The organism is Mycobacterium palustre, from assembly GCF_002101785.1.
Taxonomy (GTDB): domain Bacteria; phylum Actinomycetota; class Actinomycetes; order Mycobacteriales; family Mycobacteriaceae; genus Mycobacterium; species Mycobacterium palustre.
In genome coordinates this window covers 1-14,211 of sequence record NZ_LQPJ01000090.1, presented here as the reverse complement: position 1 = coordinate 14,211, position 14,211 = coordinate 1, and the positions used below count along the sequence as shown (strand labels likewise).

Sequence of the window (14,211 nt, the reverse complement as noted above, 5' to 3'; positions counted from 1 at the left end):
TAAAACGGGGCTCGGCCCGTCGTCGGCTAACTACCCGAGCGAGCTTACCCGTGGCCACATCGACCGGGACCGGCTGGAGGGCGGGACCAACGGGAGCCGCCCGCCTAGGTCAAAACGGCCAGGTCCTTCGGGAACCGGGTCAGCAGTTCCGGGGCATGCCCCTCGGCGACGGCCAACGTGTCCTCGATGCGGACACCGCCGCGGCCGGGCAGGTAGACGCCGGGCTCGACGGTCACCACGGAGCCGGCAAGCAGCGTCCCCGTGGACGTGGCCCCGATCCCCGGCGCCTCGTGGATCTGAAGGCCCACACCGTGCCCCAACCCGTGGCCGAAGTTCTCGCCGTAGCCGGCGTCGGCGATCAGCTGGCGCGCGGCGGCGTCGACGTCGCGCAGCCCGGCGCCGGGCTTCAGCGCCTCGCGCCCGGCCCGCTGCGCGTCGGCGACCAGCTGGTAGATCTCCAGCTGCCAGTCGGCGGCCCTGCCCAGGATGAACGTGCGGGTCATGTCGGAGTGGTAGCCGGCGACCAGCGCGCCGAAGTCGATCTTGACGAAGTCGCCGTCGGCCAGCACCGCGTCGGTCGGGCGGTGGTGCGGGATCGCCGAGTTCGGCCCGGCGGCCACGATCGTCTCGAACGAGATCGCGTCGGCGCCGTGGTCGAGCATCAACGCTTCCAGCTCGCGGCTGACCTCGCGCTCGGTGCGCCCGGGCCGCAGCCCGCCGCGGGACACCAGCTCGGTCAGCGCGGCGTCGGCGGCCTCGCAGGCCAGGCGCAGCAGCGCCAGCTCGCCGGCGTCCTTCACCTCGCGCAGCGCCTCCACGGTTCCGGCGGCCCGCACCAGCTCGGTGGCCGCGTTTCGCTCGCCGAGTTCGCTGGTCAGGGCGTCGAAGCCGTCGACGGTGACGACGTTGCTCTCGAAGCCCAGCTTTCCCACGCCCTCGTCGGCGGCCCGGCCCGCCAGGTGACGCCCGACCGCCCGCTCGATGGCGATCTCGAGGTCGGGCGCCTGGTCGGCCGCCTGGGTGCGGTAGCGGCCGTCGGTGGCCAGCACGGCGCCGCGGTCGTCGGCGAATACCAGCAACGCGCCGTTGGACCCGGTGAATCCGGACAGATAGCGGACGTTGACCAGGTCCGTGACCAGCATCGCGTCCAATCCGCTGGCCCCGATCTGCGCTTTCAGCCTGTCTCGACGCTGGGAATGTGTCACGACCCTTGACGGTACTCGCTACGCTTTTGCCTCATGAGGAACTGGATGCTGCGCGGACTGGTGTATGCGGCCGCCATGGTCGTCGTCCGAGTGTTTCAGGGAGCACTGATCAACGCGTGGCAGACCCAGGCCGGGCTGATCAGCATCGTGCTGCTGCTGTTGTTCATCGCCGGCGTCGTCGTGTGGGGGGTGCTGGACGGCCGGGCGGACGCCAAGGCCCAGCCCGACCCGGACCGCCGGGAGGACCTGGCGATGACCTGGCTGCTGGCCGGGCTGCTGGCGGGGATCCTCAGCGGCGCGGTCGCGTGGCTGCTCGCGCTGGTCTACAAGGACATCTACACCGGCGGCCTGCTCAACGAGCTGACCACGTTCGCGGCGTTCACCGCGCTGATCGTCTTCGTGCCGGCGGTGATCGGCGTGGCCTTCGGCCGCTGGCGCATCGACCGCAATCCCCCGCCGCGGCGGGCCGGCGACGACGAGGAGCGCGCCGACACCGACGTCTTCTCCGCCGTCCGCGGCGACGACGCGCCGACCGGCGAGATACCGACGCAGGCGTCGCCCGAGGCGCGCACCGAGGAACGCCCGTCGGCGGTCGCGGTCGCCGATCGGGGCGCCGACGCGCCCACCGAGACGATCCCGACGCGCGGCGACGACGCCAAGACCGAGGTGATCCGCACCGACACCGACGCCCGGCACGGCAAGCCGGGGCCGGAGCAGGGTTAGCCCTCCAACGCCAGATACCGCAGGGCCAGCACGTAGCCCTGGATCCCGAGCCCGACGATCACCCCCGTCGCGACCGGGCTGATGTAGGAGTGCCGCCGAAACTCCTCACGCGCATGCACATTGGAGATGTGCACCTCGATCAGCGGGGCGCTCAGCTCGGCGCAGGCGTCGCGCAGCGCGACCGAGGTGTGGGTGAGGCCGCCGGCGTTGAGGATCACCGGTTCCCCGGCGTCGGCCGCGGCGTGGATCCAGTCCAGCAGCTGCGCTTCGCTATCGCTTTGCCGCACAACGGCTTTGAGTCCGAGGGCGCTGGCTTCCCGCTCGATCAGGGCGGCCAGCTGATCGTGGGTGGTGTGACCGTAGACGTCGGGTTCGCGCAGGCCCAGCCGGCCCAGGTTGGGGCCGTTGACGACGTGCACCGTGGCGGTCATTCAGGCCTCCAGCCCCGCGTAGGCCGCGGCCAGCAGCGACGGGTCGGGCCCGGTCAGCCGGCCCGGCTTGGCCAGCCCGTCGAGGACCACGAACCGAAGCACCCCGGCGCGGCTCTTCTTGTCCCCGGCCATGTATTCCAGCAATTGCGGCAACGCGTCGGCGTCGTAGCTGACCGGCAGGCCGAGCGAGGTCAGGATGCTGCGGTGGCGCGCGGCGGTGGCGTCGTCGAGCCGGCCGGCCAGCCGGGCCAGCTCGGCGGCGAACACCAGCCCCACCGACACGGCGGCGCCGTGGCGCCACCGGTAGCGCTCGCGGCGCTCGATCGCGTGCCCCAAGGTGTGGCCGTAGTTGAGGATTTCGCGCAGCTCCGACTCCCTCTCGTCGGCGGCGACAACCTCGGCCTTGACGGCGACGGCGCGCCGGATCAGCTCGGGCAGCACGTCACCGGCCGGGTCCAGCGCGGCCCGCGGGTCGGCCTCGATGAGGTCCAAAATCACCGGGTCGGCGATGAATCCCGCCTTGACCACCTCGGCCATCCCGGCCACGAGTTCGTTGGGCGGCAACGTTTTCAGCGTCTGAAGGTCGGCCAGCACGGCCAGCGGCTGGTGGAACGCGCCGACCAGGTTCTTGCCCGCCTCGGTGTTGATGCCGGTCTTGCCGCCGACGGCCGCGTCGACCATGCCCAGCAGCGACGTGGGCACGTGCACGATGTCGACGCCGCGCAGCCAGGTGGCCGCCGCGAAGCCGGCGACGTCGGTGGCCGCCCCGCCGCCGAGGCTGACCAGCGCGTCCTTGCGGCCCAGCCCGATGCGGCCGAGGACCTCCCAGATGAATCCCACAACCGGCAGGTCCTTGCCGGCCTCGGCGTCGGGGATCTCGATGCGGTGCGCGTCGATCCCCTTGTCCGCCAAGCCGTTCCGGATCACCTCGGCGGTCTCGGCCAGCACCGGCTGGTGCAGGATCGCCACGCGGTGCCGGCCGGCCAGCAGGCCGTCCAGTTCGGTGAGCACGCCGGCGCCGATGATCACGGGGTAGGGCGGGTCGACGGCCACCGGCACGGTGACCGGCCCGGCGCCGTCGGTCATCGGCCGGCCGCCGGGACGCTCTGGGGTGCCTGCAGCCGCGACAGGATGTAGCGCACCACCGCGCCGGGGTTGCGGCGGTTGGTGTCGACCCGGATGGTGGCGACGCGCCGGTACAGCGGGACCCGCTGGGCCATCAGGGCTTTGTACTTCTCGGCGCGGTCGGGGCCGGCCAGCAGCGGCCGCACGGTGTTGCCGCCGGTGCGCCGCACGCCTTCCCGGGCGCCGATCTCGAGGTAGACGACGGTGTGCCCGGCCAGCGCCTCGCGCACCCCGGGGGTGGTGACGGCGCCGCCGCCCAGCGACACCACCCCGTCGTGGTCGGCCAGCGCCGCGCGCACGGCCTGCTCCTCGAGGCGGCGGAATTCGCGCTCCCCGTCGGTGGCGAAGATCTCGGCGATGCTGCGGCCGGTCTGCTGCTCGATGGCGGCGTCGGTGTCGAGCAGGCCGACGCCGAGCGCCCTGGCCAGCCGGCGGCCGATGGTGGACTTGCCCGAGCCCGGCAGCCCCACGAGAACCGCTTTGGGGGCCATCACGCGGTACCCCGGGCCGCCGGCGCTTCCCGGTCGGCGACCGCGCGCCGGTAGGCCTCGATGTTGCGGCGGGTCTCGGCCAGCGAATCGCCGCCGAACTTCTCCAGCGCCGCGCGGGCCAGCACGAGCGCCACCATGGTCTCGACGACGACCCCGGCGGCCGGCACCGCGCACACGTCGGAGCGCTGGTGGATCGCGACGGCTCCGTCGCCGGTGGCCATGTCGACGGTGGCCAGGGCCCGCGGCACGGTCGAGATCGGCTTCATCGCGGCCCGGACCCGCAGCGGCTGGCCGTTGGTCATGCCGCCTTCCAGGCCGCCGGCGCGGTTGGTCGAGCGGACCACACCGTCGGGGCCGGGGTACATCTCGTCGTGCGCGCGGCTCCCGCGGCGGCGCGCCGTTTCGAAGCCGTCGCCGATCTCGACGCCCTTGATGGCCTGGATGCCCATCACGGCGGCGGCCAGCTGGCTGTCCAGCCGGTTGTCGCCGCTGGTGAACGACCCCAGCCCGACCGGCAGGCCCAGCGCCACCACCTCGACCACGCCGCCGAGGGTGTCGCCGTCCTTCTTGGCCGCCTCGATCTCGGCGATCATGGCCTGCTCGGCCGCCTTGTCGAAGGCCCGCACCGGGCTGTCGTCGATCGCCGGTAGGTCCGCCGGCCCCGGCGGCGGCCCGTCGTAGGGCGCCGACGGGCCGATCGCGACGACGTGGGACAGCACCTCGACGCCGAGCGCCTGCCGCAGGAACGACCGCGCGACGGTGCCGGCCGCGACGCGGGCGGCGGTCTCCCGGGCGCTGGCGCGCTCCAGCACCGGGCGGGCGTCGTCGAAGCCGTACTTGAGCATGCCGGCGTAGTCGGCGTGGCCGGGCCGCGGGCGGGTGAGCGGGGCGTTGCGCGCCGAATCCTTTAGCTCCGTCGCGTCGACCGGGTCGGTGGCCATCACGGTCTCCCACTTCGGCCACTCGGTGTTGCCGATCTCGATGGCGATGGGCCCGCCCAGGGTGACGCCGTGCCGGACCCCGGACAGCACGGTCACCTCGTCGCGCTCGAACTTCATCCGCGCGCCCCGCCCGTAGCCCAGCCGGCGGCGGGCCAGCTGGTCGGCGATCTCGGCGGAGGTGACCTGCACGCCGGCGACCATGCCTTCGAGCACGGCCACCAACGCGCGGCCGTGCGATTCCCCGGCGGTGATCCAGCGCAACACCCGGCTATTCTCCCACGATGTCCGGCCTGGCCTCGCCACGGTGCGGCTGGCGGGGGCGTTTGCGATTCGACCATGGCTTCGACCGTGCCGTCGAACCGTGCCGAAGCCGGGCGCGCTCGACGCGCTCACCCGAGCAGCGCCACCGCGACCGCGGTGGCCAGGCACATCGACGGCCCGTGGGGCACCGCGGCGACGCCCCGCACCGCCGCGGCCGCACCCCACAGCGCCGTCAGCAGCGGCGCGGCCAGGGCCGCGGCGAACCACGCCGCGGCGCCGAAACAGCCGGCCAGCGCGCCCAGGCCGATCGCCAGCTTCACGTCGCCGGCGCCCATCCCGGCCGGCGCGATCAGATGCACCAGCAGATACAGCCCGGTCAATGCCGCGGCCCCGGCCGACGCCGGCGCGCCGCGCCCGGCGCACGCGGCGACCAGCAGGATCACGCCGGCCCCGGGCAGCGTCAGCAGGTTGGGCAGCCGGCGCCGCCGGATGTCGCAGCAGCTGCACGCCACCAACCAGGCGGCCACCATCGCCGCCGCCGTCACCCGCACCCGAGGGACGTTAATCCAGCGCCGCCAGCGCCGCCTCCATCGCCGCTCGCGGCGCGGGCATCCCGGTGAACTGCTCCACCTGCGCGAACGCCTGGTGCAGCAGCATCTGCAGGCCGCTGATCACCCGGCCGCCCGCGGCGGCCACCGCGGCGGCCAGCGGCGTGGGCCAGGGGTCGTAGACGGCGTCCAGCAGCACCGGGATCGCGGCGAACGCGCCCGCGTACCGCGCCGCCACGTCGGCCGGGATCGTGTTGACCAGCACCTCGGCGGCCGCCACCTCGTCGGCCAGCCCGCCGGCGTCCAGGTCGCAGAACCGCGTCGCCACCCCGACCCGCTCGCCCAGCTCGATCAGCCGGGCCGCCTTCGCCGCGTCGCGCGCCACCACCGTGACGCCGCCGACCCCGAGCCGGGCCAGCCCGGCGACGGCCGCCGGGGCGGTGCCGCCCGATCCACAGACCAGCGCCCATCCCGAGGCGCCGATCATCGGCCCCACGGCGCCGGCGACCCCGTCGACGTCGGTGTTGTCGGCCCGCCACCCGCCCGGCGTGCGCACCAGGGTGTTGGCCGAGCCGACCAGCTCGGCGCGCTCGGTGCGCTCGTCGGCGAAGCGCAGGGCGGCGAACTTGCCGGGCGCGGTCACCGACACCCCGACCCACTCGGGGCCGAAGCCGCCGACCACGCCGGGCAGCTCCGCGGCGCCGCACTCGATGCGCTCGTAGGTCCAGCCGCGCAGGCCCAGCGCGCGGTAGGCGGCAAGGTGCAGCTGCGGGGAACGCGAATGGGCGACCGGCGAGCCGAGGACGGCGGCTTTCCGGGCCCCCTGTTCAGCGCGTGCTGTCGAGGACACCGTTGCGCTTAGCCAGCTCGATGTTGGCCAAATGCTGCTGATAATCCTTGGTGAACAGCGTCGTGCCCTGGCCGTCGATGGTGACGAAGTACAGCCAGTCGCCCGGCTCGGGGTGCTCGGCCGCGCGCAGCGCGTCGACGCCGGGCGAACAGATCGCGGTGGCCGGCAGCCCCTGGGAGACGTAGGTGTTCCACGGCGTCTTCTGGGCGCGGTCGGCGTCGGTGGTGGCGACCTCGCGGCGGTCCAGCGGGTAGTTGACCGTCGAGTCGAATTCCAGCGTGTGGTGGGCGTGCAGGCGGTTGTAGATGACCTGCGCCACCTTGGCGAAGTCCTGCGTGTTGGATTCCTGCTGCACCAGCGACGCCACCACCAGGATGTCGTAGGGCGACAGCCCCATCGCCTGCGCCGAGTCCAGCAGGCCCGACTTCGTGTACTCGACGGCGCCCGCGCCGATCAGGCTGGCCAGGATGCTTTCGGCCGACGCCGAGGGATCGACGTTGAACGTCCCCGGCGCGATCAGGCCCTCGATCCGGCGGTGGTCCTTGCCCAGCTCGGTGACCGGCTCGACGGCCCACGGCGGCACCGCCAGCGCCTGCGGGGTCACGCTGGAGGCCGCCGCGCGCAGGTCGTCGACCGAGACGCAGCGCCGGTTGCCGTCGAGGTCCACGCAGGTGGCCCTGGAGATCAGCGTCAGGATGCCCGGGTTGCGGACGTTGGTCTTCATGTCGGTGGTGTCGTCGAGCTGGCGGCCCTCCGGGATCACCAGGCGGCCCACCCGGCTGCTCGGGTCGGTCAGCCGCGCCACGGCGTTGGCGGCCGGGATCTCGGTGCGCATCCGGTAGAAGCCCGGCTGGATCGAGTTGATCGCGGAGTTGCCGTGCGCGGCGTTGACGAACGCCCGCACCGTGGCGACCACGCCCTGGTTGTGCAGCGTCTCCCCGACCATCGTGGTGGAGTCGCCGGCCTGGATCTGGATCACGACGTCGCGCTTGCCGCCGCCGGTGTAGTCGTCGCCCGAGCCGAACACCGTGTGCCACAGCCTGGTGCCGACGAACACGACGACGACCACGATCACGACGAGCAGCGCGAGCACGATCCGGCGGGCGAGGCGCTTGCGCCGCTTGCGTTGTTCCACCCGGTTGCGGGCGACCCGGCTCGTCCGGCGCCGGGGCGGCCCGACGGCCTCGGGCTCGGCCCGCTGGCCCCTCGCGCTGTCAACCATCGGCGACCCCCCCGGTCGGCGACGCGCGCCGCTGGTCGAGCCAGCTCTGCAGGATCGCGACCGCGGCCGCCTGGTCGATCACCGACCGCTGGTCTTTGGCCTTGACGCCCGCCGCGCGCAGCGACCGCTGGGCGCTCACGGTGGTCAGCCGCTCGTCGGCGAGCCGCACCGGGACCGGGGCGATCCGGGCGGCCAAAGCCCCGGCCACCTCGATCGCGTCCCGGGCCGACGGGCCGGTGCGGTCGGCCAGCGTCCGGGGCAGGCCGACCACCACCTCGACCGCCTCCAGCTCGGCGGCCAGCGCGGCCAGCCGGCGCAGGTGCTTGCCGGACCGGTCCCGGCGCACCGTCTCCACCGGGGTGGCCAGGATGCCGTCGGGGTCGCTGACGGCCACGCCGATGCGCACGCTGCCGACGTCTATACCCAGGCTTCTTCCGCGTCGGCGCCCGCGCCCCGGCGTGTCCTGATCGGGATCGCCGGGCCGGTCGGGGAGGCGGTGCTGTGCCAAGACCACTCAGCCGACCCGCGCTCTCGCGGCGATCTCGGAGCGCAGCGCCTCGAGTGCCGTGTCGATGCCGGCCGGATCCTTGCCCGAGCCCTGCGCCAGGTCGGCCTTGCCGCCGCCGCGGCCGTCGACGGCCACGGCGAGCTGCTTGACCAGGTCGTTGGCGCGCAGGCCCAGGTCCTGCGCGGCGGCGTTGGCGGCGATAGCGTACGGCACGGCGCCGCCGTCGCCCCCCGAGTTGTCCGAGATCAGCGCCACCACCGCGGGGTCGGCGCCCAGCTTGCCGCGGATGTCGCCGACCAGGGAGCGCAGGTCGCCCGCCGTCATCCCGCCGGACATGCGCTGCGCCACCACACGCACGTTACCGATCCGCTCGGCGCCGGCGGCGGCGTTGGCCGCGGCGGCCCTCGCGCTCGCCAGCCGGGCGCGTTCGAGTTCCTTCTCGGCGGCCTTGAGGCGCTCGACCAGGTTGGCCACCCGGGCGGGCACCTCCTCGGAGGGCACCTTCAGCGACGACGCCAGCCCCGCCATCAGGGCGCGCTCCTTGGCCAGGTGCCGGAACGACTCCAGCCCGACGTAGGCCTCGACCCGGCGCACGCCGGAGCCGATCGAGGATTCGCCCAGGATCGTCACCGGCCCGATCTGCGCTGAGTTGTGCACGTGCGTGCCGCCGCACAGCTCCAGCGAGAACGGGCCGCCGATCTCGACGACGCGCACCTCGTCGGGATAGCTCTCGCCGAACAGCGCCATCGCCCCCATGGCCTTGGCCTTGTCCAGCCGCTCGGTGAAGGTGTGCACCTCGTAGTCGGCCTGCACGGCCTCGTTGGTGACCTCTTCGATCTGGGTGCGCTGCTCCTCGGTCAGCGGCCCCTGCCAGTTGAAGTCGAACCGGAGGTAGCCCGGCCGGTTCAGCGAGCCCGCCTGAACGGCGTTGGGGCCCAGCACCTGTCGCAGCGCGGCGTGCACCATGTGGGTGCCCGAGTGGCCCTGGGTGGCGCCGCGGCGCCAGCGGGGGTCCACCGCGGCGACGACGGTGTCGCCCTCCACGAACTCCCCGGACTCCACGTTGACCCGGTGCACCCACAGGGTTTTGGCGATCTTCTGCACGTCGGTGACGGCGGCGCGGGCGCTCTCGTTGGCGCCGGTGCCGCTGATGGTGCCCTCGTCGGCGATCTGGCCGCCCGACTCCGCGTACAGCGGGGTGCGGTCCAGCACCAGCTCAACCCGGTAGCCCCCGCCCCCGTCGGGTTGCGGGCCGTGCGCGACCACCGGGACCCGCTTGCCGTCCACGAAGATGCCGAGAATCCTTGCCTCGGAGCTCAATTCGTCGAACCCGGTGAACTCGGTGGGCCCGGCGTCGACCAGCTCCCGGTAGGCGCTCAGGTCGGCGTGCGCGTGTTTGCGCGCGGCGGCGTCGGCCTTGGCGCGGCGGCGCTGCTGCGCCATCAGCTCCCGGAAGCCGACCTCGTCGACCTGCAGCCCGGCCTCGGCGGCCATCTCGAGGGTGAGCTCGATCGGGAAGCCGTAGGTGTCGTGCAGCGTGAAGGCGTCCGAACCCGACACCACTTCGGCGCCCGCGGCCCTGGTGGCCCCGGCGACCTCCTCGAACAGCTTCGAGCCCGAGGACAGGGTGCGGTTGAACGCGGTCTCCTCGGCGACGGCGATCCGCCGGATCCGGTCGAAATCGGTGACCAGTTCGGGATACGACGGGCCCATCGCGTCGCGCACGGTGGCCATCAGGTCCCCGACGATGGGCTCCTCGATGCCCAGCAGCTTGGCCGAGCGGATCACCCGGCGCAGCAGCCGGCGCAGCACGTACCCGCGCCCGTCGTTGCCGGGGCTGACGCCGTCGCCGATCAAAATGGCCGCGGTGCGGCTGTGGTCGGCGATGACGCGGTAGCGCACGTCGTCGGAGTGGTTGCCGACGTCATAGGGGCGCGGGGCGCGCGTGGCGACGAGGTCGATGACGGGCCGCAGCAGGTCGGTCTCGTAGACGTTGTGCACGCCCTGCAGGATGAACGCGACCCGCTCGACGCCCATGCCGGTGTCGATGTTCTTGCGCGGCAGCGGCCCGAGGATCTCGAAGTCGGCCTTGCCGGTGCCCTCGCCGCGCTCGTTCTGCATGAACACGAGGTTCCAGATCTCGATGTAGCGGTCCTCGTTGGCGATCGGGCCGCCGCCCACGCCGAACTCCTCGCCGCGGTCGTAGTAGATCTCCGACGACGGGCCGCACGGCCCGGGGATGCCCATCGACCAGTAGTTGTCCTCCATGCCGCGGCGCTGGATCCGCTCGGCCGGCAGCCCGGCGACCTCCTGCCACAGCGCAAACGCCTCGTCGTCGTCGAAATAGACCGTGGCCCAAAGCCGTTCGGGGTCCAGGCCGTAGCCGCCGTCGTCGCGGCCGTTGGTCAGCAGCGACCAGGCCAGCTCGATGGCCCGGCGCTTGAAGTAGTCGCCGAACGAGAAGTTGCCGGCCATCTGGAAGAAGGTGTTGTGGCGGGTGGTGATGCCCACCTCGTCGATGTCGGGCGTGCGGATGCACTTTTGGATGCTGGTGGCCGTGGCGTAGGGCGGCGTGCGCTGGCCCAAGAAGTACGGCACGAACTGAACCATGCCGGCGTTGACGAACAGCAGGTTGGGGTCGTCGAGGATCACCGAGGCGCTCGGCACCTCGGTGTGGCCCGCCTTCACGAAGTGATCGAGGAATCGCTTCCTGATCTCGTGTGTCTGCACTGTTGTTCGCTCTTCCCGTCAGCCCGTCAGCCCCGCCGTACCTTGCCAGCCTATTCGCCGGTGCAGTGCGCCGCCGCTAACCCTCCAGGAAGCTCAGCCGGACCGACCGCCGCGGGTTGTCCCGGTTGAGGTCGACCAGCACGATGCTTTGCCAGGTGCCCAGCTGCGGGTCGCCGCTGGCCACGGGCACCATGACCGACGGCGCCACGAGCGCCGGCAGCACGTGGTCGGCGCCGTGCCCCGGGGAGCCGTGCGAATGCCGGTAGCGGTCGTCGCGCGGCAACAGCCGCTCCAGGGTCTCGACCAGGTCGTCGTCGGAGCCGGCGCCGGTCTCGATGATCGCGACACCGGCCGTCGCGTGCGGGACGAACACGTTGCACAGACCGTCGCCGTAGCTGAAACAGAACCGGCGCACCGCATCGGTCAGGTCGACGACGCGGCGACGGGCGGTATCCACCTCCAGCACATCGGTATGCACCCGGTCAAGCCTACGGCGCAGCGAGCGCCACCGGCCAATCGGTTGTGAGCCCGGCCACACCCCCGGGGGGCATTGCGGGGGCCGATCGGCAGGAGGAACGTATTTGGGTGGACCGGTGGCGCCACCGGGGCGCTGCCCCGACAACGAGGGGGTGGATCGTGTACGCACGCTCTACCACTATCCAGGCGCAACCTCTGTCGGTCGACATCGGCATTGCGCACGTTCGCGACGTCGTGATGCCCGCGCTGGCCGAGATGGACGGGTTTGTCGGGCTGTCGCTGTTGGTGGACCGCCAGTCCGGCAGATGCATCGCCACCAGCGCCTGGGAGACCATCGAGGCGATGCGCGCCAGCGCCGAGCGGGTGGCGCCCGTCCGGGACCGCGCGGCGTTGATGTTCGACGGCAGCGCCAAGGTCGAAGAGTGGGACATCGCGTTGCTGCACCGCGATCACCGCTCGCGCGACGGGGCGTGCGTGCGCGCCTCCTGGCTCAAGGTGGTGCCGGATCAGCTGAGCCGATCGCTGGACTTCTACCGGCACTCGGTGCTGCCGGAGATGGAGGAGCTCGACGGGTTCTGCAGCGCCAGCCTGATGGTCGACCACCCCGCGTGCCGGCGGGCGGTGTCGTGCTCGACGTTCGACAGCATGGACGCGATGGCGCGCAACCGCGACAAGGCCACCGAGCTGCGCAGCCGCAGGGTGCGGGACCTGGGCGCCGAGGTGATCGACGTGGCCGAGTTCGAGCTGGCGATCGCGCGGCTGCGGGTGCCCGAGCTGGTCTGAGAGCCGCGTAGGGCGGCTCAGGGCAAGGCGTCCCCGGGGAAGCCGCGGCACGGGTGCACCTGGTAGGTGAACACCCCCGCCGCCACCCCGGGGTCGCCGTCCATCAGCGCTGTGGTGTCCTCGACGGTCGCCGCGAACACCCCGACGCCGCACACGTCGGATTCGTCGGTCACCGGCAGCACCACCGCCAGCACGCCGTCGTCGCGCAGCGAAAAGTTGCGCCGCCCGTGCTCCCAGATGATCCCGGGCGACGACTCGTCGCCGAACCTGGGGCCGCGCTTGAGGATCACCACGCTGTATTCCTTGGCGGTGGGCAGCAACGCGCCCATCTCCTCGTCGGTGAAGGTCTTCACGGGCGCCCCTTCCTGCGGATGATCGCGCGCAGCCGGTCCAACCGGCCCGCCATGTCCCGTTCGAAGCCGCGGCCGGTCGGGCGATAGTAGTCCACACCGACGAGCTCGTCCGGCGGATACTGTTGCGGCACAACGCCGTCCGGGTCGTCGTGGGAGTACCTGTAGCCCTGCGCGTTGCCCAGCGCCGCGGCGCCGGAGTAGTGCCCGTCGCGCAGGTGCGGCGGCACCAGCCCGGCCTTGCCCGCCTTGATGTCGCCCATCGCCGCCGCCAGCGCGGTGGTGACCGCGTTCGACTTGGGCGCGGTGGCCAGGTGGATGGTGGCGTGCGCCAGCGTCAGCTGGGCCTCGGGCATGCCGATCAGCGCCACGGTCTGGGCGGCGGCGACGGCCGTCTGCAGCGCCGTCGGGTCGGCCATGCCGATGTCCTCGCTGGCCAGGATCATCAGCCGGCGCGCGACGAACCGCGGGTCCTCCCCGGCGACCAGCATTCGGGCCAGGTAGTGCAGCGCGGCGTCGACGTCCGAGCCGCGCACCGACTTGATGAACGCGCTGATGACGTCGTAGTGCTGGTCGCCGTCGCGGTCGTAGCGCACCGCGGCCTCGTCCAGCGATTGCTCGATGGTCTCGACGCCGACCTCACCGCCCGCCCCCACCGCTGCCCCTACCGCTTCGGAAGCCACCTCCAGCGCGGTCAGCGCGCGCCGCGCGTCGCCGGCCGCCAGCCGCACCAGCAGGTCGACGGCCTCGGGCGCCACCGCGACCCGCCCGCCCAGGCCGCGGGGGTCGTCGATGGCCCGGCGCACCACCGCACGGATGTCGTCGGCGCTCAGCGCGCGCAGCTGCAAAATCATCGACCGCGACAGCAGCGGCGCCACCACGGAGAACGACGGGTTCTCGGTGGTCGCCGCCACCAGCAGCACCACCCGGTTCTCCACCGCCGAGAGCAGGGCGTCCTGCTGGGTCTTGGAGAACCGGTGCACCTCGTCGATGAACAGCACGGTCTGCTCGCCGGAAAGCAGCGCCCGCCGCGCCTGGTCGATGACCGCGCGCACGTCCTTGACGCCGGCCGACAGCGCCGACAGCGCCTCGAACCGGCGTCCGGTCGCCTGCGAGATCAGCGCGGCCAGGGTCGTCTTCCCGCTGCCCGGCGGCCCGTACAGGATGACCGAGGCGACGCCGGAGCCCTCGACCAGCCGGCGCAGCGGCGAGCCGGGTCCCAGCAAATGGTCCTGGCCGACCACCTCGTCCAGGGAGGCCGGCCGCATCCGCACGGCCAGCGGCGCGCCGGCCGGGACACCCGGGTCGCGGCCGGTTGCCGGCGCCGCGCCGGGCAGGTCGAACAGACCGTCGGACACGCGACGATATTAATCCGCGCATGTCCAACCCATCTTTGCTAAGTTCCAGGTTGTCTACATCGGTGCGTCCCCTTCGTCATGTTTGAAGCACACAGCTAGGACGGACATGAGCCAGCCTCCGGAATATCCAGGCACTCCGGCCGACCCCCGTGGGGGACAGCACAATCCACCGGGCTACCCGCCGCCGCCCGGCTACGGTGCCCCGCCC

At 72.7% G+C, this 14,211-nt stretch carries 15 protein-coding genes and 1 pseudogene; 3 read left to right on the top strand and 13 right to left on the bottom strand.

Annotated elements, in window-relative coordinates; all coding sequences use genetic code 11:
* Positions 1 to 104: 104 nt before the first annotated feature.
* Positions 105 to 1,205, bottom strand: coding sequence for a M24 family metallopeptidase (locus AWC19_RS09640; protein ID WP_085077834.1), 1,101 nt, complete (start codon positions 1,203 to 1,205; stop codon positions 105 to 107).
* 33 nt (positions 1,206 to 1,238) lie between these two features.
* Here AWC19_RS09640 and AWC19_RS09635 point away from each other — a divergent pair, with 33 nt between their 5' ends.
* Positions 1,239 to 1,928, top strand: a complete 690-nt coding sequence (locus AWC19_RS09635; protein ID WP_085077833.1) for a B-4DMT family transporter — start codon at positions 1,239 to 1,241, stop codon at positions 1,926 to 1,928.
* Here AWC19_RS09635 and aroQ read toward each other — a convergent pair.
* The 10 genes from aroQ to AWC19_RS09585 form a co-directional block, all read right to left on the bottom strand.
* The gene (gene aroQ / locus AWC19_RS09630; protein ID WP_085077832.1) at positions 1,925 to 2,359 is read right to left on the bottom strand and encodes a type II 3-dehydroquinate dehydratase; all 435 of its coding nucleotides are present in this window, start codon (positions 2,357 to 2,359) and stop codon (positions 1,925 to 1,927) included. The genes AWC19_RS09635 and aroQ overlap by 4 nt on opposite strands.
* On the bottom strand, positions 2,360 to 3,445 hold the full coding sequence (gene aroB / locus AWC19_RS09625) for a 3-dehydroquinate synthase (protein WP_085077831.1): 1,086 nt from the start codon (positions 3,443 to 3,445) through the stop codon (positions 2,360 to 2,362).
* Complete coding sequence (locus AWC19_RS09620) at positions 3,442 to 3,975, bottom strand: shikimate kinase (protein WP_085077830.1); 534 nt, start codon at positions 3,973 to 3,975, stop codon at positions 3,442 to 3,444. The genes aroB and AWC19_RS09620 overlap by 4 nt, the downstream gene beginning before the upstream one ends.
* Positions 3,975 to 5,180 (bottom strand): chorismate synthase, encoded by a 1,206-nt coding sequence (aroC, locus tag AWC19_RS09615; RefSeq protein WP_085077829.1) that lies wholly within the window; start codon positions 5,178 to 5,180, stop codon positions 3,975 to 3,977. Before aroC ends, AWC19_RS09620 begins: the two co-directional genes overlap by 1 nt.
* Positions 5,181 to 5,305: 125 nt before the next feature.
* On the bottom strand, positions 5,306 to 5,707 hold the full coding sequence (locus AWC19_RS09610; RefSeq protein ID WP_085077889.1) for a prepilin peptidase: 402 nt from the start codon (positions 5,705 to 5,707) through the stop codon (positions 5,306 to 5,308).
* A gap of 31 nt (positions 5,708 to 5,738) precedes the next feature.
* Positions 5,739 to 6,575, bottom strand: coding sequence for a shikimate dehydrogenase (locus AWC19_RS09605; protein WP_085077828.1), 837 nt, complete (start codon positions 6,573 to 6,575; stop codon positions 5,739 to 5,741).
* A complete protein-coding gene (locus AWC19_RS09600) occupies positions 6,553 to 7,797 on the bottom strand; it encodes an endolytic transglycosylase MltG (protein ID WP_085077827.1) in 1,245 nt (414 codons plus the stop codon). Before AWC19_RS09600 ends, AWC19_RS09605 begins: the two co-directional genes overlap by 23 nt.
* Positions 7,790 to 8,311, bottom strand: a complete 522-nt coding sequence (gene ruvX / locus AWC19_RS09595) for a Holliday junction resolvase RuvX (RefSeq protein WP_085077826.1) — start codon at positions 8,309 to 8,311, stop codon at positions 7,790 to 7,792. The genes AWC19_RS09600 and ruvX overlap by 8 nt, the downstream gene beginning before the upstream one ends.
* Complete coding sequence (gene alaS / locus AWC19_RS09590) at positions 8,312 to 11,035, bottom strand: alanine--tRNA ligase (protein ID WP_085077825.1); 2,724 nt, start codon at positions 11,033 to 11,035, stop codon at positions 8,312 to 8,314.
* A gap of 76 nt (positions 11,036 to 11,111) precedes the next feature.
* Positions 11,112 to 11,501, bottom strand: a complete 390-nt coding sequence (locus AWC19_RS09585) for a secondary thiamine-phosphate synthase enzyme YjbQ (protein ID WP_211284891.1) — start codon at positions 11,499 to 11,501, stop codon at positions 11,112 to 11,114.
* 170 nt (positions 11,502 to 11,671) lie between these two features.
* On the opposite strand from AWC19_RS09585, the gene AWC19_RS09580 reads away from it, so the two are divergent.
* Positions 11,672 to 12,295, top strand: coding sequence for a hypothetical protein (locus AWC19_RS09580; protein ID WP_085077823.1), 624 nt, complete (start codon positions 11,672 to 11,674; stop codon positions 12,293 to 12,295).
* A gap of 17 nt (positions 12,296 to 12,312) precedes the next feature.
* Here AWC19_RS09580 and AWC19_RS09575 read toward each other — a convergent pair whose 3' ends face one another.
* A complete protein-coding gene (locus tag AWC19_RS09575; RefSeq protein ID WP_085077822.1) occupies positions 12,313 to 12,648 on the bottom strand; it encodes a YciI family protein in 336 nt (111 codons plus the stop codon).
* Positions 12,645 to 14,003, bottom strand: a complete 1,359-nt coding sequence (locus tag AWC19_RS09570; protein WP_085077821.1) for a replication-associated recombination protein A — start codon at positions 14,001 to 14,003, stop codon at positions 12,645 to 12,647. The genes AWC19_RS09575 and AWC19_RS09570 overlap by 4 nt, the downstream gene beginning before the upstream one ends.
* A gap of 106 nt (positions 14,004 to 14,109) precedes the next feature.
* On the opposite strand from AWC19_RS09570, the pseudogene AWC19_RS31575 reads away from it, so the two are divergent.
* Positions 14,110 to 14,211: pseudogene (locus AWC19_RS31575) on the top strand (hypothetical protein); the annotation flags it as partial.